Annotated in this window: 23 protein-coding genes; 13 read left to right on the plus strand and 10 right to left on the minus strand. The window is 66.7% G+C overall.

Annotation, left to right across the window (positions count from 1 at the left end):
* The first annotated feature begins 2 nt into the window (after positions 1–2).
* A complete protein-coding gene (gene hemL / locus ACTIFF_RS05885) occupies positions 3–1,283 on the plus strand; it encodes a glutamate-1-semialdehyde 2,1-aminomutase (RefSeq protein ID WP_439535990.1) in 1,281 nt (426 codons plus the stop codon).
* Between the two features lie 75 nt (positions 1,284–1,358).
* On the opposite strand, the gene ACTIFF_RS05890 is transcribed toward hemL, so the two are convergent.
* From ACTIFF_RS05890 to argS, 4 genes are read right to left on the minus strand one after another with little or no spacing between them, the layout of a single operon-like run.
* Positions 1,359–2,159 carry an SDR family oxidoreductase gene (locus ACTIFF_RS05890; RefSeq protein ID WP_439535991.1) on the minus strand — a complete coding sequence of 267 codons (801 nt, stop codon included), beginning with the start codon at positions 2,157–2,159 and terminating at the stop codon, positions 1,359–1,361.
* Between the two features lie 5 nt (positions 2,160–2,164).
* Positions 2,165–2,803 (minus strand): thiol:disulfide interchange protein DsbA/DsbL, encoded by a 639-nt coding sequence (locus ACTIFF_RS05895; protein ID WP_439535992.1) that lies wholly within the window; start codon positions 2,801–2,803, stop codon positions 2,165–2,167.
* Positions 2,804–2,834: 31 nt separating this feature from the next.
* Positions 2,835–3,434, minus strand: coding sequence for an SPOR domain-containing protein (locus ACTIFF_RS05900; RefSeq protein WP_439535993.1), 600 nt, complete (start codon positions 3,432–3,434; stop codon positions 2,835–2,837).
* Entirely contained in the window at positions 3,434–5,176 is a 1,743-nt protein-coding gene (gene argS / locus ACTIFF_RS05905) for an arginine--tRNA ligase (protein WP_439535994.1), read from the minus strand. Before argS ends, ACTIFF_RS05900 begins: the two co-directional genes overlap by 1 nt.
* A gap of 211 nt (positions 5,177–5,387) precedes the next feature.
* Here argS and ubiB point away from each other — a divergent pair, with 211 nt between their 5' ends.
* The 3 genes from ubiB to ACTIFF_RS05920 all read left to right on the plus strand — a co-directional run bounded on the left by ubiB (position 5,388) and on the right by ACTIFF_RS05920 (position 9,248).
* A complete protein-coding gene (gene ubiB, locus ACTIFF_RS05910; protein ID WP_439535995.1) occupies positions 5,388–6,911 on the plus strand; it encodes a ubiquinone biosynthesis regulatory protein kinase UbiB in 1,524 nt (507 codons plus the stop codon).
* A gap of 136 nt (positions 6,912–7,047) precedes the next feature.
* Positions 7,048–7,644 (plus strand): chemotaxis protein CheC, encoded by a 597-nt coding sequence (locus tag ACTIFF_RS05915; protein WP_439535996.1) that lies wholly within the window; start codon positions 7,048–7,050, stop codon positions 7,642–7,644.
* 101 nt (positions 7,645–7,745) lie between these two features.
* Positions 7,746–9,248 (plus strand): sodium:solute symporter family protein, encoded by a 1,503-nt coding sequence (locus ACTIFF_RS05920; protein WP_439535997.1) that lies wholly within the window; start codon positions 7,746–7,748, stop codon positions 9,246–9,248.
* Positions 9,249–9,251: 3 nt separating this feature from the next.
* On the opposite strand, the gene ACTIFF_RS05925 is transcribed toward ACTIFF_RS05920, so the two are convergent.
* From ACTIFF_RS05925 to ACTIFF_RS05945, 5 genes are all read right to left on the minus strand, one after another.
* A complete protein-coding gene (locus ACTIFF_RS05925; RefSeq protein WP_439535998.1) occupies positions 9,252–9,980 on the minus strand; it encodes a hypothetical protein in 729 nt (242 codons plus the stop codon).
* Positions 9,981–10,164: 184 nt separating this feature from the next.
* Positions 10,165–10,353, minus strand: a complete 189-nt coding sequence (locus tag ACTIFF_RS05930) for a hypothetical protein (RefSeq protein ID WP_439535999.1) — start codon at positions 10,351–10,353, stop codon at positions 10,165–10,167.
* A 213-nt stretch (positions 10,354–10,566) separates the two neighbouring features.
* Complete coding sequence (locus tag ACTIFF_RS05935) at positions 10,567–12,006, minus strand: ammonium transporter (protein WP_439536000.1); 1,440 nt, start codon at positions 12,004–12,006, stop codon at positions 10,567–10,569.
* A 13-nt stretch (positions 12,007–12,019) separates the two neighbouring features.
* Complete coding sequence (gene glnK / locus ACTIFF_RS05940; RefSeq protein WP_069038722.1) at positions 12,020–12,358, minus strand: P-II family nitrogen regulator; 339 nt, start codon at positions 12,356–12,358, stop codon at positions 12,020–12,022.
* A gap of 37 nt (positions 12,359–12,395) precedes the next feature.
* On the minus strand, positions 12,396–13,193 hold the full coding sequence (locus ACTIFF_RS05945) for a TorF family putative porin (protein WP_439536001.1): 798 nt from the start codon (positions 13,191–13,193) through the stop codon (positions 12,396–12,398).
* Between the two features lie 365 nt (positions 13,194–13,558).
* On the opposite strand from ACTIFF_RS05945, the gene ACTIFF_RS05950 reads away from it, so the two are divergent.
* From ACTIFF_RS05950 to ACTIFF_RS05970, 5 genes are all read left to right on the plus strand, one after another.
* Positions 13,559–13,807: an accessory factor UbiK family protein gene (locus tag ACTIFF_RS05950; protein WP_257079007.1), complete on the plus strand. Its 249-nt coding sequence runs from the start codon at positions 13,559–13,561 to the stop codon at positions 13,805–13,807.
* Between the two features lie 90 nt (positions 13,808–13,897).
* Positions 13,898–14,482: a YceI family protein gene (locus tag ACTIFF_RS05955; RefSeq protein WP_439536002.1), complete on the plus strand. Its 585-nt coding sequence runs from the start codon at positions 13,898–13,900 to the stop codon at positions 14,480–14,482.
* 37 nt (positions 14,483–14,519) lie between these two features.
* Positions 14,520–15,092, plus strand: coding sequence for a YceI family protein (locus tag ACTIFF_RS05960; RefSeq protein ID WP_439536003.1), 573 nt, complete (start codon positions 14,520–14,522; stop codon positions 15,090–15,092).
* Positions 15,093–15,135: 43 nt separating this feature from the next.
* Positions 15,136–15,639, plus strand: coding sequence for a YgjP-like metallopeptidase domain-containing protein (locus ACTIFF_RS05965; protein ID WP_439536004.1), 504 nt, complete (start codon positions 15,136–15,138; stop codon positions 15,637–15,639).
* Positions 15,640–15,644: 5 nt separating this feature from the next.
* On the plus strand, positions 15,645–16,550 hold the full coding sequence (locus tag ACTIFF_RS05970; protein WP_439536005.1) for a patatin-like phospholipase family protein: 906 nt from the start codon (positions 15,645–15,647) through the stop codon (positions 16,548–16,550).
* Here ACTIFF_RS05970 and dbpA read toward each other — a convergent pair whose 3' ends face one another.
* Positions 16,551–17,993: an ATP-dependent RNA helicase DbpA gene (gene dbpA / locus ACTIFF_RS05975; RefSeq protein WP_439536006.1), complete on the minus strand. Its 1,443-nt coding sequence runs from the start codon at positions 17,991–17,993 to the stop codon at positions 16,551–16,553.
* 105 nt (positions 17,994–18,098) lie between these two features.
* Between dbpA and ACTIFF_RS05980 the strand changes: the two genes are divergently transcribed.
* From ACTIFF_RS05980 to ACTIFF_RS05995, 4 genes are all read left to right on the plus strand, one after another.
* Positions 18,099–19,013, plus strand: coding sequence for an asparaginase (locus ACTIFF_RS05980; RefSeq protein WP_439536007.1), 915 nt, complete (start codon positions 18,099–18,101; stop codon positions 19,011–19,013).
* Positions 19,014–19,178: 165 nt separating this feature from the next.
* Positions 19,179–20,735 carry an EAL domain-containing protein gene (locus tag ACTIFF_RS05985; RefSeq protein WP_439536008.1) on the plus strand — a complete coding sequence of 519 codons (1,557 nt, stop codon included), beginning with the start codon at positions 19,179–19,181 and terminating at the stop codon, positions 20,733–20,735.
* Between the two features lie 30 nt (positions 20,736–20,765).
* The gene (locus ACTIFF_RS05990; protein WP_439536009.1) at positions 20,766–21,452 is read left to right on the plus strand and encodes an ABC transporter ATP-binding protein; all 687 of its coding nucleotides are present in this window, start codon (positions 20,766–20,768) and stop codon (positions 21,450–21,452) included.
* The gene (locus ACTIFF_RS05995) at positions 21,445–23,919 is read left to right on the plus strand and encodes an FtsX-like permease family protein (protein WP_439536010.1); all 2,475 of its coding nucleotides are present in this window, start codon (positions 21,445–21,447) and stop codon (positions 23,917–23,919) included. The genes ACTIFF_RS05990 and ACTIFF_RS05995 overlap by 8 nt, the downstream gene beginning before the upstream one ends.
* Positions 23,920–23,938 lie beyond the last annotated feature (19 nt).

Genomic DNA, 23,938 nt, shown 5'->3' on the forward strand with positions numbered 1-23,938 from the left:
CCATGACCACCCGCAACGAGCAGCTTTTCGAACGCGCCCAGCGCAGCATTCCGGGCGGCGTCAATTCACCGGTCCGGGCCTTCCGCTCGGTCGGCGGTACGCCGCGCTTCTTCACGCGCGGCGTCGGAAGCCGGCTGTGGGACGCCGATGGCGTCGAATACATCGACTATGTGGGGTCCTGGGGCCCGGCCATCCTGGGCCATGCACACCCGGACGTGATCCGGGCCGTGCAGGAGGCTGCGGTGGGCGGCCTGTCCTTCGGTGCGCCGACCGAAGGCGAAATCCTGATGGCCGAACTGCTGTGCGCCCGCGTGCCGTCGATCGAACAGGTGCGCCTGGTCAGTTCCGGCACCGAGGCGACGATGAGCGCCATCCGCCTCGCCCGCGGCTTCACCGGCCGCGACACCATCGTGAAGTTCGAAGGCTGCTACCACGGCCACGCCGACAGCCTGCTGGTCAAGGCCGGCTCCGGTGCGCTCACCTTCGGCAACCCGAGTTCGGGCGGTGTGCCGGCCGACTTCGCCAAGCACACGCTGGTGCTCGACTACAACGACCCGCAGCAGCTGGAAGACTGCTTCCGCAACCACGGCGAGCGCATCGCCTGCGTCATCGTCGAGCCGGTGGTCGGCAACATGAACCTCATCGTGCCGACGCGCGCCTTCCTCGATGCGATGCGCACGTTGTGTACACAATATGGTGCGGTGCTGATCTTCGACGAGGTGATGACCGGTTTCCGCGTCGGTCCGGTCGGCGCCCAAGGCCTGTTCGGCATCACGCCCGACCTCACCACGCTGGGCAAGGTGATCGGCGGCGGCATGCCGGTCGGCGCCTTCGGCGGCCGGCGCGACATCATGGCCGCCATCGCGCCGATCGGTGCCGTGTATCAGGCCGGCACGCTGTCCGGCAATCCGGTCGCCGTGGCGGCGGGCCTGAAGACGCTGGAGCTGATCGACGTACCCGGCTTCCATGACCGGCTCGCGGCCCGCACGAAGCAGTTCACCGACGGCATGGTCGCCGCTGCAAGCGAAGCGGGCGTGCCGTTTTCGGCACAGTCGGTCGGCGGCATGTTCGGCCTGTATTTCCGCGATGCGGCGCCAGCCAGCTACGCCGAAGTGATGCAGTCCGACCGCGAGCGCTTCAACCGCTTCTTCCACGCCATGCTCGATGCCGGCGTCTATCTGGCGCCGTCGGCGTTCGAAGCCGGTTTCGTGTCGGGCGCGCACAGCGAGGATGACGTGGCGCAGACGCTGGCGCGGGCGAAGGCCGCGTTCGCGAAGGCCTGACGGCAGAGCAAAGATTCAAGATGCAAGTGAGCGCCGCTCTTCCTTGCATCTTGAAACTTGTATCGTGCATCTGCCCTACAACGTGCCGCGCGGTTTGCGGCCGGCCTTTGCGAACGCGAAGTCGAACACGGCGTCCGGCAGCAGGCGCAGCAGCCTGGCCACCACCCCCATCTGCCAGGGCACGACTGCGTAGGACGTGCCGCGTGCGATGACGCGGGCGAAGCGCGGGGCGGCTTCGTCGGCGCTGAGCAGGAAGGGCATCGGGTAGGGGTTGATGGCGGTCATCGGCGTGTCGATGTAGCCAGGGCAGATCGTCTGTACCTTCACGCCGCTGCCGCGCAGTTCCACGCGCAGACTTTCCAGATAGGTGATCGCCGCAGATTTGGACGCGCAGTAGGCGCCGGCGCCGGGCAGTCCGCGGATGCCGGCCACCGAGGCGATGCCGACCAGCGCGCCGCTGCGCCGCGCCTGCATCGGTTTCACGAAGGGTGCGAAAGTGCGCACCAGCCCGAGAACGTTGATGTCGAACACGGTTTCGAATGCCGGCAGGTCCTCCTGCTCGCCGGTCAATGTGCCGACCGATACGCCGGCGTTGCCGATGACGATGTCCGGCACGCCGGCCTGCTGCATGAAGGATTCTGCCGCCGCCTGCAGCGCGGCGGCGTCGCGCACGTCGGCGGCAAAGGTGAAATGCTGTCCGGGCAGGCTGGCAGCCAGCGCATCAAGGTGCGCCGCCCGCCGCGCCACCAGACCGAGCGTGGCGCCCTCCGCGGCGTAATGGCGGGCCAGCGCTTCGCCGATGCCGCTCGATGCGCCGGTCAGAAAGACAACGGGTGCCGCGCGGGCACCCGTTGCCGCCGGACGCGCTGCGTCCATGCGGTTTACTTCTTGGCGGCCGCTGCGCGCTCGCCGCGGGCGCGCTCGATCAGCTGGTCGACGATGACGAGCATGCCTTCATAACTGTTGCCGAGCGCGATGTACTTGCCATCGACCACCAGCGCAGGCACGCCGGTCAGCTGATAGGCGGCACTCATCTGCTGCGCGCGCTGCACCTTGCCCGAGACGGCGAACGACTTGGCCGTGTCTTCGAACTTCTTCGCATCGATGCCGTTCTTGCCCATCCAGCTGCTGATGGTCGCCATGTCGTTGAACGCCTGGCGCTCCATGTGGATGGCGTCGAACACCTTGCTGTGCATGCGGTCGAGCTCGCCGAGCGTTTCCAGCGTGTAGAAGGTCTGTGCGCCGGCCACCCACGACTGGCGGAAGATGGCCGGTACCCGCTTGAAGGTCACGTCGTCCGGCTTGCGGTCGAGCCACTTCTTCAATGACGGCTCGAGCTCGAAACAGTGCGGGCAGCCATACCAGAAGAACTCGATCACCTCGACCTTGGGCCCCGGTTCGACCGACTGGGCCGGCTTGATTTCGCGAAAGTCCTTCTCGTTCAGCGGGGCGGCGGCGGCGCCACCGGCCATGAAGCCGGCGAAAGCCAGCGCGGCAATCTGCTTGAATCCGAATTTCATGCTGTCTCCTGTGTATGCATGGCAAGTCCGGTCATCGGACAAGCGAAGTGTCGATCCCGTTCTGGGCCAGCTCGGCACGGACCCGGCTCATGTCGTCCGGACTGGCGAACGGGCCGAGCCGTACGCGGTACAGCGTGCCCTTGCCGGCGACGGCATGGGTCTGAACGTTCGACTCCAAACCCATCAACGCAAGACGGGCGCGCAGGTTGTCGGCTTCTTCTTCCGACGAGAAGGCGCCGGCCTGCAGAACCAGCGATTCCGGGGCTGCGACCGGTGCCGGCGCGACCGCGGGCGCCAGGCTGTCTTCGGGCGGAGTCGGTGCTGCCGCAGGCGGCGTCCGGGCCGGAGCAGGCTGTGCGCTCTGACTGCCGGGCAGGATTTCATAGAAGTCGAAGCGCGGCTTCGCCGGGGGCTTGTCACCCGGTTTGCCGGGCAGTGCCACCGGTTCGCCCCCGGATGCCCCGGCCGTCGGCGCGGCTTCGCGCAACTGCAGCGGCAGCGCCGAGCCGTTGATGTACCACATCACCCCGGCGCACAGCACGACGCCCAGTACCAGACCGATGAAGATGCCGACCACCGTGCCGCCGCGATGCTTGCGCGCGGGCGCCTTCTTTTGCGCAGCCTTGGCCATTACATCGATTCCGGTGCGGACACGCCGAGCAGCGACAGCCCGTTGGCGATGACCTGCCGCGTGGCGGCGGCCAGCGCCAGGCGGGCTTCGCGCACCGCCAGATCGTCGACCAGCATGCGCGAGGCGTTGTAGAAGGCGTGGAAATCGGATGCCACGTCGCGCAGGTAGAAGGCGACGGAGTGCGGCGCACGGTCGGCCACCGCCTGTGTGATCACGTCCGGAAACTCGGCCAGACGCTGGGCCAGCAGCAGTTCGCGCTCGCCGGTGAGCGCATCGAACGGGATGCCGGGCAGCAGCGACAGGTCGAGCGCGTGATTGGCAACCGCCTCGCGCAGCACCGAGCAGATGCGGGCGTGCGCATACTGGATGTAATAGACCGGATTGTCGTTCGACTCGGATTTGGCGAGATCGAGGTCAAAATCGAGGTGCTGGTCGCTCTTGCGCAGCACGTAGAAGAAACGCGCCGCATCGTTGCCGACTTCGGCACGCAGGTCGCGCAGCGTGACGAAGTCGCCCGAGCGCTTGCCCATGGCCGCCTTCTCGCCGCCGCGATACAACACGGCGAACTGCACCAGCGCGATTTCCAGCTTGTCAGGGTTTTCGCCGAGCGCGGCCAGCGCACCCTTCACGCGCGGGATGTAGCCGTGGTGGTCGGCGCCCCAGACGTCGATCACCAGGTCGAAGCCGCGCGCGAACTTTTCCGCGTGATAGGCGATGTCGGACGCGAAATAGGTGTAGGCGCCATTGTCGCGCCGCACGACGCGGTCCTTCTCGTCGCCGAAGCGGGTCGAGCGAAACCACAGCGCACCGTCCTGTTCGTACAGGTAGCCGGCGTCCTGCAGGCGCTTTACCGCGCGGTCCACGGCGCCGTTGCTGTGCAGCGACTGTTCCGAATACCACACGTCGTAATGCACGCGGAACTCGCCCAGATCATTGCGCTGGTCGGCCAGCATGGCATCGAGCGCGTAGCGATGCACCGTCCACCAGTCCTCGCCGAGCGTGGTCTTGGCGTGGGCGATCAGTGCGTCGAGCATGGCGTCGGCGGTATCGCCCGCGACCGAGGCGTCGGGCAGTTCGGCCGTATGCCGGTTCAGTCGGGTGCCCTGCTGGATGAACAATTCCGCGCCGATGTCGCGCACATAGTCGCCGCGGTAGCCGTCGGCCGGGAATTTCACCGCCGCACCCTGCGTTTCCATGTAGCGCAGCCACACCGACACGGCGAGGATGTCCATCTGGCGACCGGCGTCATTGACGTAGAACTCGCGCGTCACCGCGTAGCCGGCAGCGTCGAGCAGGTTGCACAGCGCAGAGCCGTAGGCGGCACCGCGACCGTGGCCGACATGCAGCGGCCCGGTCGGATTGGCCGATACGAACTCGACCTGCACCTTTTTGCCGGCGCCGGTGTCCGAACGGCCGTAGCGTTCGCCTTCGCTCAGGATGCGGCCGACGATGGCCTGCTTGACCGATGCGCTGAAGAAGAAATTGATGAAACCGGCACCTGCCACTTCGGCGCGCTCGACGATGCCCGATGGCGGCAGTTCGCGCACGATGCGTTCGGCGATGATGCGCGGGTTCTGTTTCAGCGCCTTGGCCAGCTGGAGCGCGACGTTGCACGCGAGGTCGCCGTGCGACGCCTGCTTCGGGCGATCAAGAAGGATGTCGGGTGGCGCGATGTCGGGCGCCACGCTGGCCAGTGCGGCATGCAGCAGACGGGTCAGTTCTCGGCGCAGTTCGGGGGTCATGAGTGAAACGGAAGCGCGATGCGCAAGTGCATTTGAAGACCGCGAAGTATAGCGCGAGCCCGCATTCAGCCCGGAAAGCCGCTTCCGGCGTGGCGGTGCTTCTTGTACAGTGCGCGCTCCGCACGCCGCTGTCGAGTCCCCGCAACATGAGGTTTCAACCCCCCAGACCGTCTGTTCCTGCGCCGCAACGTGCGGCCGAGGGCTGAGCCGCATGCGCTGGCTGCGACTGCTCAAGATCCTCACGGTGAGCCTGCGGTTCGGGCTGGACCAGATGCTGCTCGACGCCGGCAGCAAGCTGCGCTTTGCCGGTCTGCTGCGCGTCACCCGGCTGGGTCGGCGCTTCACCGATCCGCGCGCCGTCAGGCTGCGCGAAGCGCTGGAGGCGCTCGGTCCGATTTTCGTCAAGTTCGGCCAGATGCTGTCGACGCGGCGCGACCTGCTGCCACCGGACATCGCCGACGAACTGGCCAAGCTGCAGGACCGCGTGCCGCCATTCCCGTCCGAACAGGCGATCGCCCGGCTCGAGGCCTTCTACGGCAAGCCGCTGGACCAGGTGTTCCGCAGTTTCGAAACCCGGCCGGTGGCGTCGGCATCGGTGGCGCAGGTGCATTTCGCGGTGCTGCCGAATGGCGAGGATGTCGCGGTCAAGGTGCTGCGCCCCGGCATCGAACACATCATCGCCAACGACATCCTGCTGATGGAAACCGCCGCCGGCCTGCTGGAACGGGTGTGGTCGGAAGGACGCCGGCTGAAGGCGCGCGAGGTGGTGGCGGAGTTTTCCAAGCATCTGGGCGACGAACTCGACCTGATGCGCGAGGCGTCGAACTGTTCGCAGTTGCGCCGCAACTTCCGCGATTCGCCACTGCTCGCCGTCCCCGAGGTGTATTGGGATTTCTGCGGCCCCACCGCGATGGTGATGGAGCGCATGTACGGGCTGCCGATTTCTCACACCGACGCGCTGCGTGCCCAGGGCGTCGACATGGCGGCGCTGTCGCGCGCTGGCGTCGAAATCTTCTTCACCCAAGTGTTCCGCGACGGTTTCTTCCATGCCGACATGCACCCGGGCAACATTTTCGTCGCGCCCGACGGCCAGTACATCGCGCTCGACTTCGGCATCATGGGTACGCTGACCGATGTGGACAAGAATTACCTGGCGCAGAACTTCCTCGCCTTCTTCCAGCGCGACTACAAGCGGGTGGCACAGGCGCACGTCGATGCCGGCTGGGTGCCGCGCGGCACCCGGGTGGATGAGTTCGAGGCGTCGATCCGTGCCGTGTGCGAGCCGATCTTCGACAAGCCGCTGAAGGAAATCGAGTTCGGCCGCACGCTGCTGCGGCTGTTCCAGGTGTCGCGCCGGTTCAATGTCGAGATCCAGCCGCAGCTGGTATTGCTGCAGAAAACCCTGCTCAACATCGAAGGTCTGGGGCGCCAGCTCGACCCGGAGCTGGACCTGTGGAAAACCGCCAAGCCCTTTCTGGAACGCTGGATGAGCGAACAGGTCGGCTGGCGCGCGCTGCGCCGCAAGCTGCTCGACGAGGCGCCGGCGTGGGCGATGATGATGCCGGAGCTGCCGCGGCTGGCGCACAAGATACTGAGCCAGTCTGCCGCGCAGGACGTGCGCCAGGAGGCGGTCGATCTCGAACAGCGCAGCCGCCGGCAGCTGCGCTGGATACAGTTCCTGTGCCTGCTGGTCGCACTGCTGATCGGCTTCGAGGTGTGGCACGCCTTCGCCTGAGCTTCACTCGGGACGTCTTCCCTAAAGATGTCGCCACGAAAGTCGTTAGCCCCTGTTCATACCGGGAGATGCCAACGATGAAAACGACCACGGTAGCGGCGGCGGGGCTTGCACGGGGCAGCGCAGGGGCGGAAACATGATTCCTCCACACATGAAGGCATTCGGCGAACTGGCAGGCTCGATGAGCCGATCGGTGCGAGGTGCCGCGTCCACCTTCACGCAGATCGTGTCCGAGCAGGTGGGCATGTCGGTTTCGCATGTCGAAATCGCCGACCGCGCCCGCCTCGATCTCTGCCTGGCCAGCCTCGACAGCTGCCTGTGCGGCGTGGCCCAGCGCATGCGCACCACCGACGGTTGCGGCGCCGAAGCCATGCTGGTGCTGCCGCAGATCGGCGGTCTGGCGCTGGTGAGGCGCATGCTCGGTCTTCCGGGTGATATTGCCGAACCGGGTGAACTCGAACAGGACGCACTCGCAGAGGTCGGCAACATCGTCATCGACGCCTGCTCCGGCGTGCTGGCCGGCGCACTGGGCTGGCATATCGAGGCGGCCCAGCCGCGCGTCACGCTGTCGGTGCCCGATCGCCTGTTCGGTGTCGACGAAACCGTTCGCTGTGCGCTGGTGACTCATCTGCGCATGCATCTGTCGGGCCTGCGCGTCGATGGTCTTGTCGTGCTCGAAATGACCGCCCTCGCCGGGTTGCCCATGCTGCCGCCGCGGCGCCTCGACGCCTGATCGAAAACCCCGCAAATCCAGTGCCCGCAAGGCTTGTGCGCCGTTATCATTGAGCCTGCGCGGTGTCGTGCCGCGCCGCGAAATGTTGCTCCGGGGCGTGCATGCTGATCTGGTTCGTAGTGCTCTATCTGATGGTGTCGGTCGGCATCGGTCTGTACGCCGCGACACGGGTCCATAACGCCAGGGATTTCGCCGTTGCCGGCCGCAGCCTGCCGCTGCCGGTGGTGACGGCCACGGTATTCGCCACCTGGTTCGGTGCCGAGGCGGTGTTCGGAGTGTCGGCGCAGTTCGTCACCGAAGGTCTCGGCGGCGTGGTCGCCGATCCGTTCGGCGCATCGATGTGCCTGATCATCGCCGGCATCTTCTATTCGACCAAGCTGTACAAGCTGAACATCATGACCGTCGGCGACTACTATCGCCTGCGCTACAACCGTACCGTCGAAGTCATCACGTCGCTGTGCATCGTCGTGTCCTATCTGGGCTGGGTGGCGGCGCAGATCAAGGCCATGGGCCTCATCTTCTTCATGGTGACCGATGGCGCGGTCAGTCAGGAAACCGGCATGGTGCTCGGTGCCCTGATCGTGCTGACCTACACCACCTTCGGCGGCATGTTCTCGGTGGCCATTCTGGATTTCGTGCAGATGGCGGTGTCGATGGGCGGCCTGCTCTACATCGCCTACGTCATCAGCGGCCTGACCGGGGGGGTGGCGCCGGTCATCGACCACGCGTCGGCGGCCGGCAAGCTCGACTTCTTTCCGCCCGCCGATCCGTGGCTGTGGATCACCTTCATCGGCGCGTGGCTGACCATGATGCTGGGCTCCGTCCCGCAGCAGGACGTGTTCCAGCGCATCACATCGGCGAAGAGCGCGAAGGTCGCGATCGGTGGTTCGGTGCTCGGTGCATCGATCTACTTCTGCTTCTGCTTCGTGCCGATGTTCATCGCCTATTCGGCGACGCTGATCGACCCCGGCACCTTCAACGCGCTGATCGAGGAGGATTCGCAGCGCGTGCTGCCGACGCTGGTCATGCAGCACACGCCGCTGATCGCGCAGATCCTGTTTTTCGGGGCGGTGCTGTCGGCCATCATGAGCTGTTCGTCAGCCACGCTGCTGGCGCCGTCGGTCACCTTCGCCGAAAACATCGTCAAGGGTTTCTATCCGCGGATGGGCGATCGCCAGCTGCTGTTCGTCATGCGCGGTGCCATCGTCGGCTTTGCCAGCATCGTGCTGGTGGTGGCGCTGAATTCCGAAGCGGGCATTTTCGAAATGGTCGAGAACGCCTACAAGGTGACGCTGGCCGGCGCCTTCGTGCCGCTGTTCTTCGGTGCGTTCTGGAAGCGCGCCACCACCCAGGGTGCGCTGGCCGCGATCATCGGTGGCCTCGGGTCATGGTTGCTGATCGAGGTGCTGGTCGGCGAGGCCAGTGCGGTGCCGGCCCAGCTGATCGGTCTGGCGGTCAGCGCAACCGGAATGATCGTCGGCTCACTGCTGCCGCAATGGGTGGGCCATCGTCTGCCGCACGAGCCGGACCACGCAGCCCTGCATCACCATGCCGCCGCCGGCACGCATCACGCCGCCACCGGTCACACCCCGCCGCCGCGCTGATCGCTACTGCGCGGGCTGAGGCTGCGTCGCGGCCTTGGCGGCCGCTTCGGCTTCGCGCTGCAGGCGCTGCGCTTCCTTCCGGCGCACCCGTTCGTCGATCTTGTCGGCGTGGCGCTGCTGGTCTGCCGCACGCTGGGCTGCGCGCGCGTCCTCGCGTTGCCGTCCGGCGGCCTGTTCGGCATCCTTCCGGGCGGTGTCCTGTGCTTTGAGCCGTGCGCGTGCTTGCGCGTCGGCATCCTTCTGTGCGCGCTCCCGGGCTTCCTGCTCGCGCTGCCGTGACAGCGCCTGCTCGGTTTCACGCGTCTTCACGCTCATTTCGATCGACTTCAGCCGGCGTTCATCGGCTGCCCGCTGCTTTTCCGCGCGTCGCGCCTGCGCGGACCGGGTGCGCACGTCACGTTCGATGTCGCGCGCCTCCAGCTCGAGCTTGCGCACTTCGGTGACGCGCAGACGCAGCGTTTCGTCGGCTTCTTCGATGCAGGACGACACCAGCGTGCGCTGCCAGCAGAGCGCGTCCGCGGCCGCCCGATCGGCATCCGCCTTGCGCCGCAGTTCGCGTGCCTGATTCTTCAGATCGCTGGCGCGCTGGCGAAGCCGGTCGCGTTCCTCGGCCGGGAAGGCATCCGCCTCTGCAACAGGGGTGTCATTGGTGGCAGTGGAGCCGGCCGCAGCCAGACCGCTTGCCGTCAGGGCAATCAATCCCGCCAGCAGGTGTGCGGCAAAAGTGTTCACGAGCGTCCTCATCCTTGACTGAACGTCGGCGCCGGGCTGCGCCACGCGGTCCATCGGCCGCGATGCTAACCCGGCTGACGAATCTTCGACGTGCAAAGGACGATCAACGCACCAGGGTCGGCAGTCGATGGACAGGACCTGTCGCCGGCCGGTCCGCGGTGGGGCGGTCGGCGTCGCGGGGCGTTCAGATCTGTACGGTCGGTGCCGGTCGAAGCACATAGCCGACGATCGCCAGCCCGCCGAGCGCCAGCGTGATGCCGGTCGGCAGGCCGGCGGCCATGGATGCCACGGCCGCCACGGCGCACAGCGGTGTGGCCTGTCGGGTCGCAGATCGGCGTCCGGCGCGCAGGAATCGATTGACTGGAGTCGGCATGGTGATTCTTCCTCAAACGCATCAGGTGCTGAGAGTCACGCGGTTGGCCCGTGGACGAAGCCCAGAATATCGCCATGATTGTCCGGTATTCCGTGCGATTTCGAACACTGCCCGCGCCATCGCACGACTCGTCCGTGACAGGGGTCGCACCCGAAAAAAAACGGGCACCCGAAGGTGCCCGAACTTTGCAGAGGAGAGAGTAGGTGCCGCGGTTCAAATGCGGTAGGCGGTTTCGCCATGCGCAGTCACGTCCAGACCTTCGCGCTCTTCGTCTTCCGGCACACGCAGGCCGATGAAGATATCCACCAGCTTGAAGGCGATGAAGGACACGACGGCCGACCAGATGATCGTGATCACGACGCTCATCACCTGGACGGTGACCTGCGAACCGATCGAGAAGTCATCTGCACCGGTTCCGCCGAGCGACGGTGCGGTGAACACGCCAGTCAGAACAGCACCGACGATGCCGCCGACACCATGTACGCCGAACACGTCGAGCGAATCATCTGCGCCAAGCATGTGCTTGAGGCCATTGACGCCCCACAGGCAGATCACGCCTGCCAGCAGACCGATGACCAGCGCGCCGATCGGGCCGACCGTACCGCAGGCCGGCGTGATCGCCACCAGACCGGCGATGGAACCGGACGCCGCACCGAGCATCGACGGCTTGCCCTTGAATACGGCTTCCGCAGCCACCCACGCCACGATGCCTGCAGCAGCGGCAACCATGGTGTTGAGTGCGGCGAGTACCGTACCGGCGTTCGCTTCGAGGTTGGATCCGGCGTTGAAACCGAACCAGCCCACCCACAGCATCGACGCACCGACCATCGTCAGCACCAGCGAATGCGGCGCCATCGATTCCTTGCCGTAGCCGATGCGCTTGCCGACCATGTAGGCACCCACCAGACCGGCCACACCGGCGTTGATGTGCACCACCGTGCCGCCCGCGAAGTCCAGCGCGCCATGACCCAGCAGGTAACCGCCGGCGCCCCACACCATGTGTGCGATCGGGATGTAGGAGAAGGTGAACCACAGCACGCTGAACAGCAGCACCGCGGAGAACTTCACCCGCTCGGCGAACGATCCGACGATCAGCGCGGCGGTGATGCCGGCAAACGTCAGCTGGAACACGACGAACAGATATTCCGGAATCTTCACGTCCGCGCTGAACGTGTCGGACAGGGAATCAACCGTCACACCGCTGAGGAACAGCTTGTCCAGCGAACCGATGAACGGCGTTGCTTCGGTGAAGGCGAGGCTGTAGCCATAGACGATCCACAGGATGCCGATCAGCGAAAACACCACCATGACCTGCATCAGCACCGACAGCATGTTCTTGGCGCGCACCATGCCGCCGTAGAACAGTGCCAGGCCGGGCAGGGCCATGAACAGCACGATGATGGTGGCGACCAGCATCCAGGCGATGTCGCCCTTGTGCACCGCCGCCTTCACTTCTTCCGCCGGTGCAGCTTCTGCGGCTGCCTCGGCCGGTGCAGCTTCTGCCGCCATCGGTGCTTCAACTGCCGCATCCGCCGGTGCAGCCGCTGCTTCTTCGGTTACGACAGCCGGAGCTGCCGGGGGATCTTCTGCCATGACAGGCGCAGCCAGGCCGATAGCCAAGGTTGCGCACAGGATGCCCAGGAAACGTTTCATCTTGTGTTCTCCCTTAAAGCGCATCAACACCGGTTTCACCGGTGCGGATGCGGACGACCTGTTCCAGATCGAAAACGAAAATCTTGCCGTCACCGATCTTGCCGGTGCTGGCAGACTTTTCTATGGCCTCGACCACGCTGTCGACCAGCTCGTCGCTGACTGCAGCCTCGATCTTCACCTTGGGCAGGAAATCGACGACGTACTCGGCACCCCGGTACAGCTCGGTGTGACCTTTCTGGCGACCGAAACCTTTCACCTCGGTAACAGTGATGCCCTGCACGCCGATGGCCGAAAGTGCCTCGCGTACTTCGTCAAGCTTGAAAGGCTTGATGATGGCTGTGACTAGTTTCATGACATTCCCCTGGCAGATACCGTAAAGCGTTTTTGAATCAGAACGTCTTGGACAGGAACACTACGTATTGGTCGTCACCCAGGTACTTGCCCTTAAGATTGGTGTAGAAGGCCTGTTCCGTGCTGTTCATGCTGGTATCGGTGTAGAAGGCGCCGACCGTGAAACCTTGCGGAAGGGCGTACGACAGGCCGATCTTCCAGTCTTCGTACGATGCGATGTCGTCGTTCTTCACGCCAGCGTTGGAACCGCTGAAGTCCTGGATGCCGTAGTGCAGGTTCAGTGTCAGGGCTTCGGTGATCGGGTAGTTGGCAGAGAGGTCGAGGTACCAGGTGCCCGACGAGTTGTTCACACCGAAGGTGTCGCCCAGGCTGTACGAATACTTGGCGCTCAGGAAGCTCCAGCTGACAGCGGCGTAGGCTTCGAGCGTGTCGGCCTTGGTGATGCCGGGGTTGCGGTCACCCGGGTAGATGTACTGCAGCAGACCGACGTCGTAGCCGATGCCGGTTTCGCCGAAGGCGCCGCGGTAGCCGCCATAAACGTCGATTTCCACGCTGGAGCTGGAGTAGGCCGGATCAACGCCTGCCGGGGCGTCCTTGAGCCACGAAATATTCGATGCCCAGGTGCCGAGGTAGAAGCCGCTCGCATGCGAGTAGTCGAAACCGCCCTGCAGTGCCGGGTCTTCGTTGGTCTGGCTGATGCCGCGGAACACATACTGACTGAACAGACCAACGTTGCCGGTGAAGGTGTGCGGGCTGGCCGGTTCTTGGGCTTGAGCGGTGAAGGCCGGCACGGCCAGTGCGCTGGCGAGGGCAGCGGCGATCAAAGTCTTTTGCATTGGGTTCACTCCTTGATTTAGGGAAACTGCCCGGCTTGTCTTGCACAGACCGTGCCAGACGGTCTTACGCCTTGTTTTTCAATGATTTGATGCAGTAAAACGAATATCGGAGACGGTCCGGCGGGGTCGCCCGCCCCAAATGCACGCACTTCGATATGTCTTTGCACCAATACGGTGCGTGAACGGTCCGGTGGAGGTACTTTGCGCACTATCGGTGCCCGCCGCGCGGCATCCGCACCCATTTGTCGTGAATTCCGTCACGCCGGGATCGCGCGTTCCGCGGTGTGACGGCACAATGCGGAGCTTCCCGGTCGGCGCAGACCCGTCGTACTGCGTTGTACCGACCATCGCCTGGAGAGAAACCTATGCTGAATCCGAAGATGCTCGAAGAACTGTCGTCGCGCTTTTCCGAACTGCTCGCCGCCAGCCCGGCCAGGGATCTGGAGAAAAACGCCAAGGCGATGGCAAGCGCCATGTTTTCGCGCCTCGATCTGGTCACGCGCGAGGAATTCGATGTGCAGAAGGATGTTCTGGCCCGCACCCGGGCGCAGCTCGAGGGGCTCGAAGCGCGGGTGTCCGAGCTGGAAAAGCAGCTTGCCGCGCGCGCCGGCTGATCACCCGGCCGTGAGGCGGTCAAGCCTCGCGGTGGAATTTTTTGGCGCCGCCGACATCACACCGGTGTCTTTCACAGTCTGGAGCAGTCGATGAAGCAGGGAATTTCGCCGCTCGCGCGACGCGTGTTGACGCTGGGCGCCGGCCTTGCGCTGATGTCGTCCGCCGTGCAGGCGGCAGGCAGCTATTCGCGTGTTGTGCCGGAAAAGAGTTCGCTCGCCTTCGTGTCGCAGCAGATGGGCGTATCGGTCGACGGCCGGTTCACCCGCTTTTCGGCCACGCTCGACTTCGATCTCGCGAAGCCGGAAGCCGGCAGCGCCACGCTCGACATCGAACTGGCGTCGATCGATGCGGGCGGGCCGGAAGCGAACGACGAGGTCAAGGGCAAGAACTGGTTCGACGTCAAGCAGCACCCGACGGCCCGCTTCGTGTCGAGTTCGGTCAAGCCGCTCGGCAACAACCGCTACGAGGTGCGCGGGCAGATGAGCATCAAGGGCAAGACACGCGAGGTTGCCGCACCCTTCACGCTGAAGCCTGACGGCACCGGCGCGCTGCTGGAGGGCAGCTTCCCGCTCAAGCGCCTCGAATTCGGCGTCGGCACCGGCGCCTGGGGCGACACCTCGGTCGTGGCCGACGAAGTGCAGATCCGTTTCAAGCTGGCCATCGCAGGCAAGTAAGCCGCTGCTTTCCATTCAACACAATTCTGGAACCCACATGAAACTCACTTCCGCTCTGTTTGGCCTGTTGATGGGCGCCTCGCTGACCAGCGGTGCGATTGCCGCCGACAGCTACACCATCGATTCCCGCCACACCTTCCCGACCTTCGAAATCAACCACCTCGGCTTTTCGACCCAGCGCGGCCGCTTCAACAGCGCCAGCGGCAAGATCATGCTGGTGCCGTCGCAGAACAGCGGCAGCATCGAGGTCAAGATCGACACCGCCTCGATCGACATGGGGCTCGAAGCATGGGACAAGCACATGCGCGGCGAAGACTTCTTCAATTCCGAGCAGTTTCCTGCCATGACCTTCAAATCCACGAAGCTCATGTTCGACGGCGACAAGCTGGTCGGTGCCGAAGGCGATCTGACGCTGCTCGGGGTGATCAAGCCGGTCAAGCTCGATGTGAAAGGCTTCGCCTGCGGCACGCATCCGATCAACAAGAAGGCACTGTGCGGCGCCGACATTTCCACCACGATCAAGCGCTCCGACTTCGGCATGACCAAGTACCTGCCGGGCATCAGCGACATCGTCTACATCGAGATTCCGGTCGAGGCCTTCCGCGACTGAGTGAGACGGCGGACGGCGTGCGCGCCGTCCCGGCCTGACCTGAATGAATACCCTTACGTACCTGGCCGGTTACCCGCCGCACATCCAGGATCAGGTGCGCGCATTGATCGAGCAGGGTCGCCTCGCCGAAACACTGAAGGCGCGCTACCCGGACACCCATGCGGTGCGCAGCGACAGCGCGCTGTACGATTACGTGATGGCGCTGAAACAGCGCCATCTCCGCAATGGCGCGCCGATCAACAAGGTGATGTACGACAGCAGCCTCGGTCTGACGGCCCGGGCACTCGGCACGCACACCACGGTGTCACGCGTGCAGGGCGGCAAGCTGAAGGCCAAGCACGAACTGCGGGTTGCCACACTGTTCCGCGATGCGCCGCCGGAGTTCCTGAAGATGATCGTCGTGCACGAACTGGCCCATCTGAAGTCGCGCGAGCATGACAAGGCGTTCTACCAGCTGTGTACACATATGGAACCGCAGTATCACCAGTATGAATTCGATCTGCGGCTGCACCTGACCCAGCTCGACCTGTGCGGCGGGTCCGCCTGAATCCGATGGGCAGCCGACCGACCGTATCGCTGGTGCTCGGCTCCGGCGGCGCGCGCGGGCTGGCACACATCGGTGTCATCCGCGAACTGGAATCGCGCGGCTACGACATCCGTGCCATTTCGGGCTCGTCGATGGGTGCGCTGGTCGGGGGCATTCACGCGCTGGGCGGACTCGATGCCTACGAAAAGTGGGTGACCGCGCTGGGTCAGTCGGACATGCTCCGCCTGCTCGACCTCACGCTGTCCGGTGGCGGCCTGATCCGCGGCGAGGTGCTCATCCAGCGCCTGCGCGAGCTGGTGGGTGAATGCAATATCGAAGATCTGCCGCTCGACTACACGGCCGTCGCCGTCGACATCGAACGCGGGCGCGAGGTGTGGCTGTCGGACGGCTCGCTGTTCGAAGCGATCCGTGCGTCGATGGCCGTGCCATCGGTGTTCACGCCCCATGCCTACCGCGGTCGCCTGCTGGTCGATGGCGGGCTGCTGAACCCGGTTCCGGTGGCGCCGACCCTGCGCACATTGACCGATCTGACGGTCATCGTCGATCTGAATGGTGAATCCGTCGAGCCTCCTCCGCTGCAGCGTGCAGCCAGCGACCCCGGCCTGCTGGCGCGTCTGCGCAGCTACCTGCCCGGCGGCACCGGCAATGGCGCGGTGAAGGTCGCCGAATCAGGGCTGGCGATGTCGGATGTGCTGATGCGTTCGCTGGAAACCATGCAGGCCGCCCTGACGCGTCGCAATCTCGCGGTGTTCTGGCCCGATGTGGTCATCAGCGTGCCGAAGAACACCTGCCGGTTTCATGAATTCCATCTGGCGTTGCCGTTGATCGAGTACGGCCGCCGCCTCGCCGTCGACGCGCTGGACCGGCTGGAGGCGTCGCCCGGCGCGCGTGGCGGGCCGCCGTCGCCCTGATCAGTCGCTGCCGAGCCGCTTCACCTTCACGTCGCGCCCCTTCACCCGCCCGCCGTCGAGCCGGCGCACCACCTCGTCGGCAATGTTGCGTTCCACCGCGACATAGGTCAGGTAGTCGGTCACGTCGATCCGGCCCACCTGCTCGCGGGTGAAGCCAGCTTCGCCGGTCAGCGCGCCCAGCACGTCGCCCGGCCGCATCTTTTCCTTGCGCCCGCCCAGTATCTGCAGGGTGGCCATCGGCGGCACCAGCGGCGCATGGCCGGCCGGCTCCAGTTCCGCCAGCGGCTGCCATTCGAGCGCCACACCCTGCGCCTTTTCGATGCGCAGCGCCCGGCCCATCTCGTTGCGGCTGACCAGGCTGAGCGCCCAGCCCTCGGCGTCGCCGCGCCCGGTACGTCCGATGCGATGCACGTGCACCTCCGGATCCGGTGTCACGTCGACGTTGATCACCGCTTCGAGCTTGTCGATGTCCAGACCGCGCGCGGCCACATCGGTGGCCACCAGCACCGACGCGCTGCGGTGTGCGAAACGCACCAGCACCTGGTCGCGTTCGCGCTGTTCCATGTCGCCATACAGTGCCAGCGCTTCGAAACCCTGCGCGCTCAGGCGGTCCGCCAGTTCGCGGCAGCGTGCCTTGGTGTTGCAGAACGCCAGCGTGCTGACCGGCCGGAAGTGGCGCAGCAGCTGCGCCACCGCGTCGAGCCGTTCGGTGTTGTCGATTTCATAGAAGCGCTGGCGGATCTTGCCGGCCGCATGCTGCGTCGCGACCTGCACCCGTTCCGGTTCGCGCAGGAACTGCGATGCCAGCTTTTCGATGCCGGGCGGGAAAGTGGCTGAAAACAGCAGGGTCTGGCGCGCGGCCGGGCACTGCTGCGCGATCCACACGATGTCATCGAAGAAGCCCATGTCGAGCATGCGGTCGGCTTCGTCGAGCACCAGCATGTTCAGGCCCCGCATATCCAGCGTGCCGCGTTCCAGGTGATCCATGATGCGGCCCGGCGTGCCGACGGCCACATGCGCACCGTGCTCCAGACTGCCGATCTGCGGCCCCATCTTCGCTCCGCCGCACAGCGTCACCACCTTGATGTTGTCGGTGGCGCGCGCCAGCCGGCGGATTTCCTTCGCCACCTGATCGGCCAGTTCGCGCGTCGGGCACAGCACCAGCGCCTGTGGGGAAAACCAGCGCGGATTGAGTTTGGCCAGCAAGGGCAATGCAAACGCCGCCGTCTTGCCGCTGCCGGTCTTCGCCTGCGCGATCAGGTCGCGCCCGGCCAGCGCCAGCGGCAGCGTCGCCGCCTGCACCGGCGTCATCGCGAGGTAGCCGAGCGTGGTCAGGTTGGCGAGCGTCTCGGGCGCCAGCGGCAAGGTGTCGAACGCAGTTTCAGTCAGCGCCGGCGGTGCGACGTCGGGGGCGGTGGATTCGGAAGCGGTGGATTCGGTCATGCGCGATTATAAGGGCCCGTGCCGGGGCGGCGCGTGCATCGCCCTTGCGCCGTGGCGCGCCGCTCCACCAGAATGCGCCGACAACATCCGACAGGCAGCGAACCGATGAAACCCATCGTCATCCTCGGCACCGGCGGCACGATCGCCGGTCAGGCGCGCAGTGCTGCAGACAACACCGGCTACGTCGCCGGCACGATCGCCGTCGCGGATCTGATTGCGGCCGTGCCGCCGCTGTCGGCGTTTGCGATCGATGCCGAGCAGGTCGCCCAGACCGACAGCAAGGACATGACTTTCGCCATCTGGCGCGCGCTGGCGCAGCGGGTTGCGCATCACCTCGCACGCGACGGCGTGGCAGGCATCGTCATCACCCACGGCACCGATACGCTGGAAGAAACCGCCTACTTCCTCCACCGCGTGCTGGCGCCGACCCGACCGGTCGTGCTGACCGCCGCGATGCGCCCAGCCGGCGCGCTGGCCGCCGACGGACCGCAGAACCTGCTCGACGCCGTGCGCCTGGCCTCCTCGCAGGAGGCCGGAGGCGTGCTGGTCTGCATGGCGGGCACCGTTCACGCCGGCTGCGAGGTGCGCAAGGCGCATCCGTATCGTGTCGACGCTTTCGATTCCGGTGATGCCGGGCCACTTGCCTACATCGAAGAAGGCGCGCTGCGCCGCCTGCGCGACTGGCCACACGGCGAAGCGCTGGGTCTGGCACATGTGCTGCACGACGACTGGCCGCGCGTCGACATCGTGCTGAACCACGCCGGCGCCGACGGCGCGCTGGTCGATGCGCTGTGCGCGCTCGGCGCGCGCGGCATTGTCGCGGCGGGTACCGGCAACGGCACCCTCGGCGCGCCGCTCGAGGCGGCGTTGCTGCGTGCGCAGGCCGGCGGCGTCGCCGTGCTGCGCACCAGCCGGACCGCGCGCGGCCGTGTCATCGACGCCCCCGGTGCTGCGTTGCCGGGCGCCGGCGCGCTCACGCCGGTTCAGGCGCGCGTCGAGTTGATGTTGCGGTTGATGTAACACACGGCGGCGGGGTTGCCGCACTGGACGTGCGTTCGCCCGTCACGACGCATCGTGAATTTCACGCAGCCCACGTAAGTGAAACGACACGATGCGCTTACACTTCGGCATCGTGCACACACACAATAAAGTCGCCCGAGCGACTGTTGATCGAAGAACGCCCTGATGCGACGCCGCGCATTCATCACGCTGCTGACGGTCGCTGCCCTGTTTGCCGGGCTGCTGCCGCTTGCTGCAGCGCTCTATTTTTCCTGGAGCTATACGCTCAGGGTTGAAACGCTGCACCTCGATGCGCTGGCGCAGCAGGCCCTGCTGCGCGCCGATCAGGTATTCGACGAGGCGCAGTCCGAGCTGCACGGCCTCGACACGGTTCCCGACACGCCGTGCTCGCCGGCCCACATCGAGCGCATGCGACAGATCGCCTACTGCACGCCCTTCGTGCGCGAGATCGCCTACACCCGTGACGGCCGGATACAGTGCAGCAGCATGGGGTCGGGCGAGGAGAACGGCATCCGTTCCCTGCCTGCCGCCGACTGGACCGATGGCAAGGGACGCCAGATATGGTTCCGGCTGACACATCCGCTCGACGACGCACGACCGTCGGTCGCCATCGGTCGCGGTTCGCATCTGGCGTTGATCCATGCCAGCCATTTCCAGGTGCGCAGCATCGCCGACACCCGGCTGGTCGTGCTGAGCATCACCGACTGGCTGCCGCTTGCCGTGGTCGACGAGCCGCTGCTGTCGAGCATGATCGATACCGCGATGACCGGTCGCGAACACATCCAGGGCGACCGTCTTTACGCCGTCGCCCAGTCGGGTCAGCTGCCCATCGTGGCGGTGGCGGCGCAGTCGCGCGCCCAGCTGCTCGCGGCATGGACCGAGCCGCTGGTGATGACCACGCTGTTCGGCGTACTGGTCAGTACGCTGATGGTGTGGGCGGTGCGCCGGTTCACCCGTCAGTTCTTCTCGCCCGCGACGGCGCTGCTGGCGGCCATCCGGCGCGGCGAGTTGCGGGTGGCCTACCATCCGCAGATACGCCTGTCGGACGGCCGCTGCGTCGGCGCCGAACTGCTGGTGCGCTGGCCCGACCAGAACGAGCCGGTCATGAGTACCGACGATCTGGTGCATCTGGCCGAGCACTCCGGCTTCGAGCACGAGATCACTGCGCGCGTGCTGCGCACCGCGATTGCCGAGATCGGCGATCTGCTGCAGCGCCGGCCCGAGCTGACGGTGTCGCTGAATGTGGCGTCGCACGATCTGGAAAGCGGTGGCCTGAGCGAGCTGCTGTCCGACGTGCTCGACGGCAACGGCATCCGGCGCAGCCAGATCGAACTCGAGCTGACCGAACGCAACCTGATCCAGGCCGGTTCGGCCGGCCTCGTGCTGGCGCAGCTGCGCGAAGCCGGCCACAAGGTGCTGCTCGACGACTTCGGGACCGGCTATTCCAGCCTGTCCTACCTGCATGACCTGCCGGTCGACGCGCTGAAGATCGACCGCGCCTTCGTCGGCACCATCGGCGCCGATTCGCCGCATGCGCCGCTGGTGCCGCACATCGCCGAAATCGCCCGCACGCGCAAGCTGCAGATGGTGGCTGAAGGTGTCGAGACGGAACAGCAGGCGACCTATCTGCGCGAGCAGGGCGTGCAGATCGCGCAAGGCTTCCTGTACGCGCGGCCGATGGATGCCGCCGAATTCCGCCAGTTTCTCGCCACACGCGCCTGAACGTACGGCGCGGCGCGCAGTCCATCCGCCGTGCTTTCCCTGACCGCCCTCGACAAGACCCTGCCCGGCACGCCGCCGCGCGTGCTGCTGCAGGCGCTCGACCTCGACATCGCCGCCGGTGAATACGTGGCGGTGATCGGCGAATCCGGCTCCGGCAAATCCACGTTGCTCAACGTCGTGGCGGCGCTCGATCGCCCCGATGCAGGGTCGGTGCGTTTCGACGGCGTCGAGGTGTCGGCGCTGGACGATGACGCCGCCACCGTATGGCGGCGCACCCGGGTCGGCTTCGTGTTCCAGGCCTTCCATGTGCTGCCCTGGCTGAGCCTGCGCGACAACGTGGCGCTGCCGCTGGCACTGGCTGGTGTGTCGCCACGCGAGCGTCGCGAGCGGGCGTGTGTGCAACTGGCCGCGGTCGGGCTGGCGAACCGTGCCGACGACAGCCCGACACAACTGTCCGGTGGCGAACTTCAGCGCGTGGCGATCGCCCGCGCGCTGGTGCACCGCCCGCGCCTGCTGCTGGCCGACGAGCCGACCGGCAATCTGGACGCCGACAACGCCGAGCGGATCGCCGCGTTGCTGCGCGATGCCGTGAAGTCGGGCGCTGCCTGCGGCCTGCTGGTCACCCATTCGGCCGCCGTCGCGTCCACCGCTGACCGCGTGCTCAGGCTGGGCCGCGACGGCCGCCTGCATCCGGCCGACGCGCACGCCGATGCTTGAGCTGCTGTGCCGCTCGGCCTGGCGCGGCGCGAGCCGGCTTGCGCTGCTGGCCATCGCGCTCGGGGTGGCGCTTGGCGTCGCGGTATCCGCCATTCACCGGGCAGCACTCGACGAGTTCGAATCCGGCCTGCGTGCGGTGTCGGGCTCGGCCGATCTGGAAGTGGTGGCGGCGCGCGGCATGGATGAATCCATCTATCCCCTGCTCGCCCGCCTGCCCGACGTCGCGCACGCCAGCCCGTTGGTCGAGCGTGAGCTCGAGGTCGCGGTCGGCGCGCGCACGCTGAAGCTGCGCGTCATCGGCCTCGACGCCTTTCGCGCGGCGACGGTGCAGCCGACCTTGCTGCCGTCGGCCCGCGACATCGGGCGCTTGCTGGAGCCCGGTCAGATCTTTCTGAGCCACGCGGCCGGTCAGGCGCTCGGCGTGCAGCCCGGGCAGTCGCTGACACTCGGGCGCGACGGCACATCCTTCACCGTCGCCGGCTGGCTGCCGTCGGCCGGCAGTGGCGCGGTGCTGGCGGTGATGGATATCGGCGAAGCGCAGTGGCGGCTGGCCACCGTCGGCCAGATCGGCCGCGTCGCGCTGCGCCTGCGCGAAGGCGTGAATCGCGCCGACGCGAGCGCGCGCATTGCGGCCGTGCTGCCACCGGGCGTGCACTGGCAAACCCCGGCGCAGGCGCTGGAACGGGCGGACCGGCTGTCGCGCGCCTACCGCGTCAATCTCGGCCTGCTGGCGCTGATCGCGCTGGCGGTCGGCAGCTTTCTGGTGGCGGCGACCCAGGCCGCGGCGATTGCGCGGCGCACGGCCGAGATCGCCTTTCTGCGGGCGGCCGGACTGACGCGCACGCAGCTGTTCCGGATGCTGATCGGCGAGGGGGCGCTGCTGGGCGCGTGCGGCGCGCTGCTGGGCATCGCGCTCGGACACGCACTGGCGGCGCTCGCGCTGACGCTGATCGGTGCGGACCTGGGCGCCGGTCTGGTGTCAGGCGTGGCGCCGGCGCTGTCGTTCGACCTCGCTGCCAGCGTGGGTTTCGGCCTGCTCGGCGTGGCCAGCGCGGCCGCCGGCGCGGGCTGGCCGGCGCGCGATGCGCTGCTGATTGCGCCGGCACAGGCGCTGCGGGCCGGACACTTCGGTCCGACGCTGCGCACGCTGGGCAACGACCGCCGTACCGTGGCGGCACTGAGTGCGCTGTTGCTGGCGCTGGTCGCCGCTTCGCTGCCGCCGCTGGCCGGTCTGCCGCTCGGTGGCTATGCGGCGATCGCCTGCGTACTGGTGGCCGCCGTGCTCGCCGTGCCGCCACTGGCCCGGGCGCTGGCGCGGCGCGTACCGACGTTCTCGGCGGTGCCGCTGGATCTGGCGCGGGCGCGGCTGATGGCCGAGCCCGGGTTCGCGTCGCGCAGCGCGGCCGGCGTGCTCGCCGCCACGGCACTGATCGTCGCGATGGCCGTGATGGTGTCGTCCTTCCGCAGCTCGGTCGACCGCTGGCTGACCGATGTGCTGCCGGCCGAGCTGTACCTGCGCGGCGATCGCGATCGGCCGTGGCCGGACGACATCGAAGCGCGGCTGGCCGCAGTGCCCGGTGTCGAGCGGCTGGAAGCGATCCGGCATCAAAGCCTGCTGCTGAGCGCCGACCTGCCGGCGGTGGCGCTGATCGCCCGGCCGCTGCCGGATGACGCCGGTCGCGTGCTGCCGCGCGTCGGCGCATCGGTGGCGCCGGGCACGCTGCCTCAGGTGTGGGCGTCCGAGGCGATGGCGGATCTGTATGGCTGGACGGCCGGCCGCGAAGTCGAACTGCCGCTCGCCGGACAGCGGCTGCGTGTGCAGGTCGCCGGCCTGTGGCGCGACTACGCGCGCCAGCACGGAGCGGTGGTGATCGATCTGGCGCGCTACCGCGCGCTGACCGGCGACACGGTGTCCGACGACTTCGGACTGTGGCTCGACGCAGGGTCCGATGAAGGGACTGTCGCGCAAGCGCTGCGCGATGCCAGCGGCAAGGGCGAGGCGCTGGAACTGACGTCGAGCGACGAGGTGCGCCGCCTGTCGCTCGGCGTGTTCGACCGCACCTTCGCCGCCACCTATGCGCTGGAGGCGGCGTCGGCGCTGATCGGCCTGGCCGGCATCGCGGCGGCGTTTGCCGCGTCGGCCAGCGCGCGCGCGCGCGAATTCGGGTTGTTGCGCCATCTCGGCTGCACGCGCCGGCAGATCGCTGCACAGCTGGCAGCCGAAGGTCTGCTGTCCGCGCTGCCCGGGCTGCTGCTCGGCCTGGTCGCCGGGTTCGCGATGAGCGCGCTGCTGATCGAAGTGGTGAATCGCCAGTCCTTCCACTGGAGCATGGACTGGGTGGTGCCCTGGGGCTGGCTGGCCGTCATCGTGTTCGCCATGCTGGCGGCCTCGACGCTCGCGGCGATACTGGGTGCGCGCGGTGCACTGGGTGTCGCGGCGGTGCGGGCGGTGAAGCTGGATGACTGAACAGGCCGCAGGCAGATGA

It is taken from the genome of Methyloversatilis sp. (genome assembly GCF_051861465.1).
In the GTDB taxonomy this organism is placed as follows: domain Bacteria; phylum Pseudomonadota; class Gammaproteobacteria; order Burkholderiales; family Rhodocyclaceae; genus Methyloversatilis.

Excerpts from the sequence above, each read along its gene's own strand:
- hemL (WP_439535990.1), top strand. The coding sequence starts at position 3 with ATGACCACCCGCAACGAGCAGCTTTTCGAACGCGCCCAGCGCAGCATT.
- ACTIFF_RS05890 (WP_439535991.1), bottom strand. The coding sequence starts at position 2,159 with ATGGACGCAGCGCGTCCGGCGGCAACGGGTGCCCGCGCGGCACCCGTT.
- ACTIFF_RS05895 (WP_439535992.1), bottom strand. The coding sequence starts at position 2,803 with ATGAAATTCGGATTCAAGCAGATTGCCGCGCTGGCTTTCGCCGGCTTC.
- ACTIFF_RS05900 (WP_439535993.1), bottom strand. The coding sequence starts at position 3,434 with ATGGCCAAGGCTGCGCAAAAGAAGGCGCCCGCGCGCAAGCATCGCGGC.
- argS (WP_439535994.1), bottom strand. The coding sequence starts at position 5,176 with ATGACCCCCGAACTGCGCCGAGAACTGACCCGTCTGCTGCATGCCGCA.
- ubiB (WP_439535995.1), top strand. The coding sequence starts at position 5,388 with ATGCGCTGGCTGCGACTGCTCAAGATCCTCACGGTGAGCCTGCGGTTC.
- ACTIFF_RS05915 (WP_439535996.1), top strand. The coding sequence starts at position 7,048 with ATGATTCCTCCACACATGAAGGCATTCGGCGAACTGGCAGGCTCGATG.
- ACTIFF_RS05920 (WP_439535997.1), top strand. The coding sequence starts at position 7,746 with ATGCTGATCTGGTTCGTAGTGCTCTATCTGATGGTGTCGGTCGGCATC.
- ACTIFF_RS05930 (WP_439535999.1), bottom strand. The coding sequence starts at position 10,353 with ATGCCGACTCCAGTCAATCGATTCCTGCGCGCCGGACGCCGATCTGCG.
- ACTIFF_RS05935 (WP_439536000.1), bottom strand. The coding sequence starts at position 12,006 with ATGAAACGTTTCCTGGGCATCCTGTGCGCAACCTTGGCTATCGGCCTG.
- glnK (WP_069038722.1), bottom strand. The coding sequence starts at position 12,358 with ATGAAACTAGTCACAGCCATCATCAAGCCTTTCAAGCTTGACGAAGTA.
- ACTIFF_RS05945 (WP_439536001.1), bottom strand. The coding sequence starts at position 13,193 with ATGCAAAAGACTTTGATCGCCGCTGCCCTCGCCAGCGCACTGGCCGTG.
- ACTIFF_RS05950 (WP_257079007.1), top strand. The coding sequence starts at position 13,559 with ATGCTGAATCCGAAGATGCTCGAAGAACTGTCGTCGCGCTTTTCCGAA.
- ACTIFF_RS05955 (WP_439536002.1), top strand. The coding sequence starts at position 13,898 with ATGAAGCAGGGAATTTCGCCGCTCGCGCGACGCGTGTTGACGCTGGGC.
- ACTIFF_RS05960 (WP_439536003.1), top strand. The coding sequence starts at position 14,520 with ATGAAACTCACTTCCGCTCTGTTTGGCCTGTTGATGGGCGCCTCGCTG.
- ACTIFF_RS05965 (WP_439536004.1), top strand. The coding sequence starts at position 15,136 with ATGAATACCCTTACGTACCTGGCCGGTTACCCGCCGCACATCCAGGAT.
- ACTIFF_RS05970 (WP_439536005.1), top strand. The coding sequence starts at position 15,645 with ATGGGCAGCCGACCGACCGTATCGCTGGTGCTCGGCTCCGGCGGCGCG.
- dbpA (WP_439536006.1), bottom strand. The coding sequence starts at position 17,993 with ATGACCGAATCCACCGCTTCCGAATCCACCGCCCCCGACGTCGCACCG.
- ACTIFF_RS05980 (WP_439536007.1), top strand. The coding sequence starts at position 18,099 with ATGAAACCCATCGTCATCCTCGGCACCGGCGGCACGATCGCCGGTCAG.
- ACTIFF_RS05985 (WP_439536008.1), top strand. The coding sequence starts at position 19,179 with ATGCGACGCCGCGCATTCATCACGCTGCTGACGGTCGCTGCCCTGTTT.
- ACTIFF_RS05995 (WP_439536010.1), top strand. The coding sequence starts at position 21,445 with ATGCTTGAGCTGCTGTGCCGCTCGGCCTGGCGCGGCGCGAGCCGGCTT.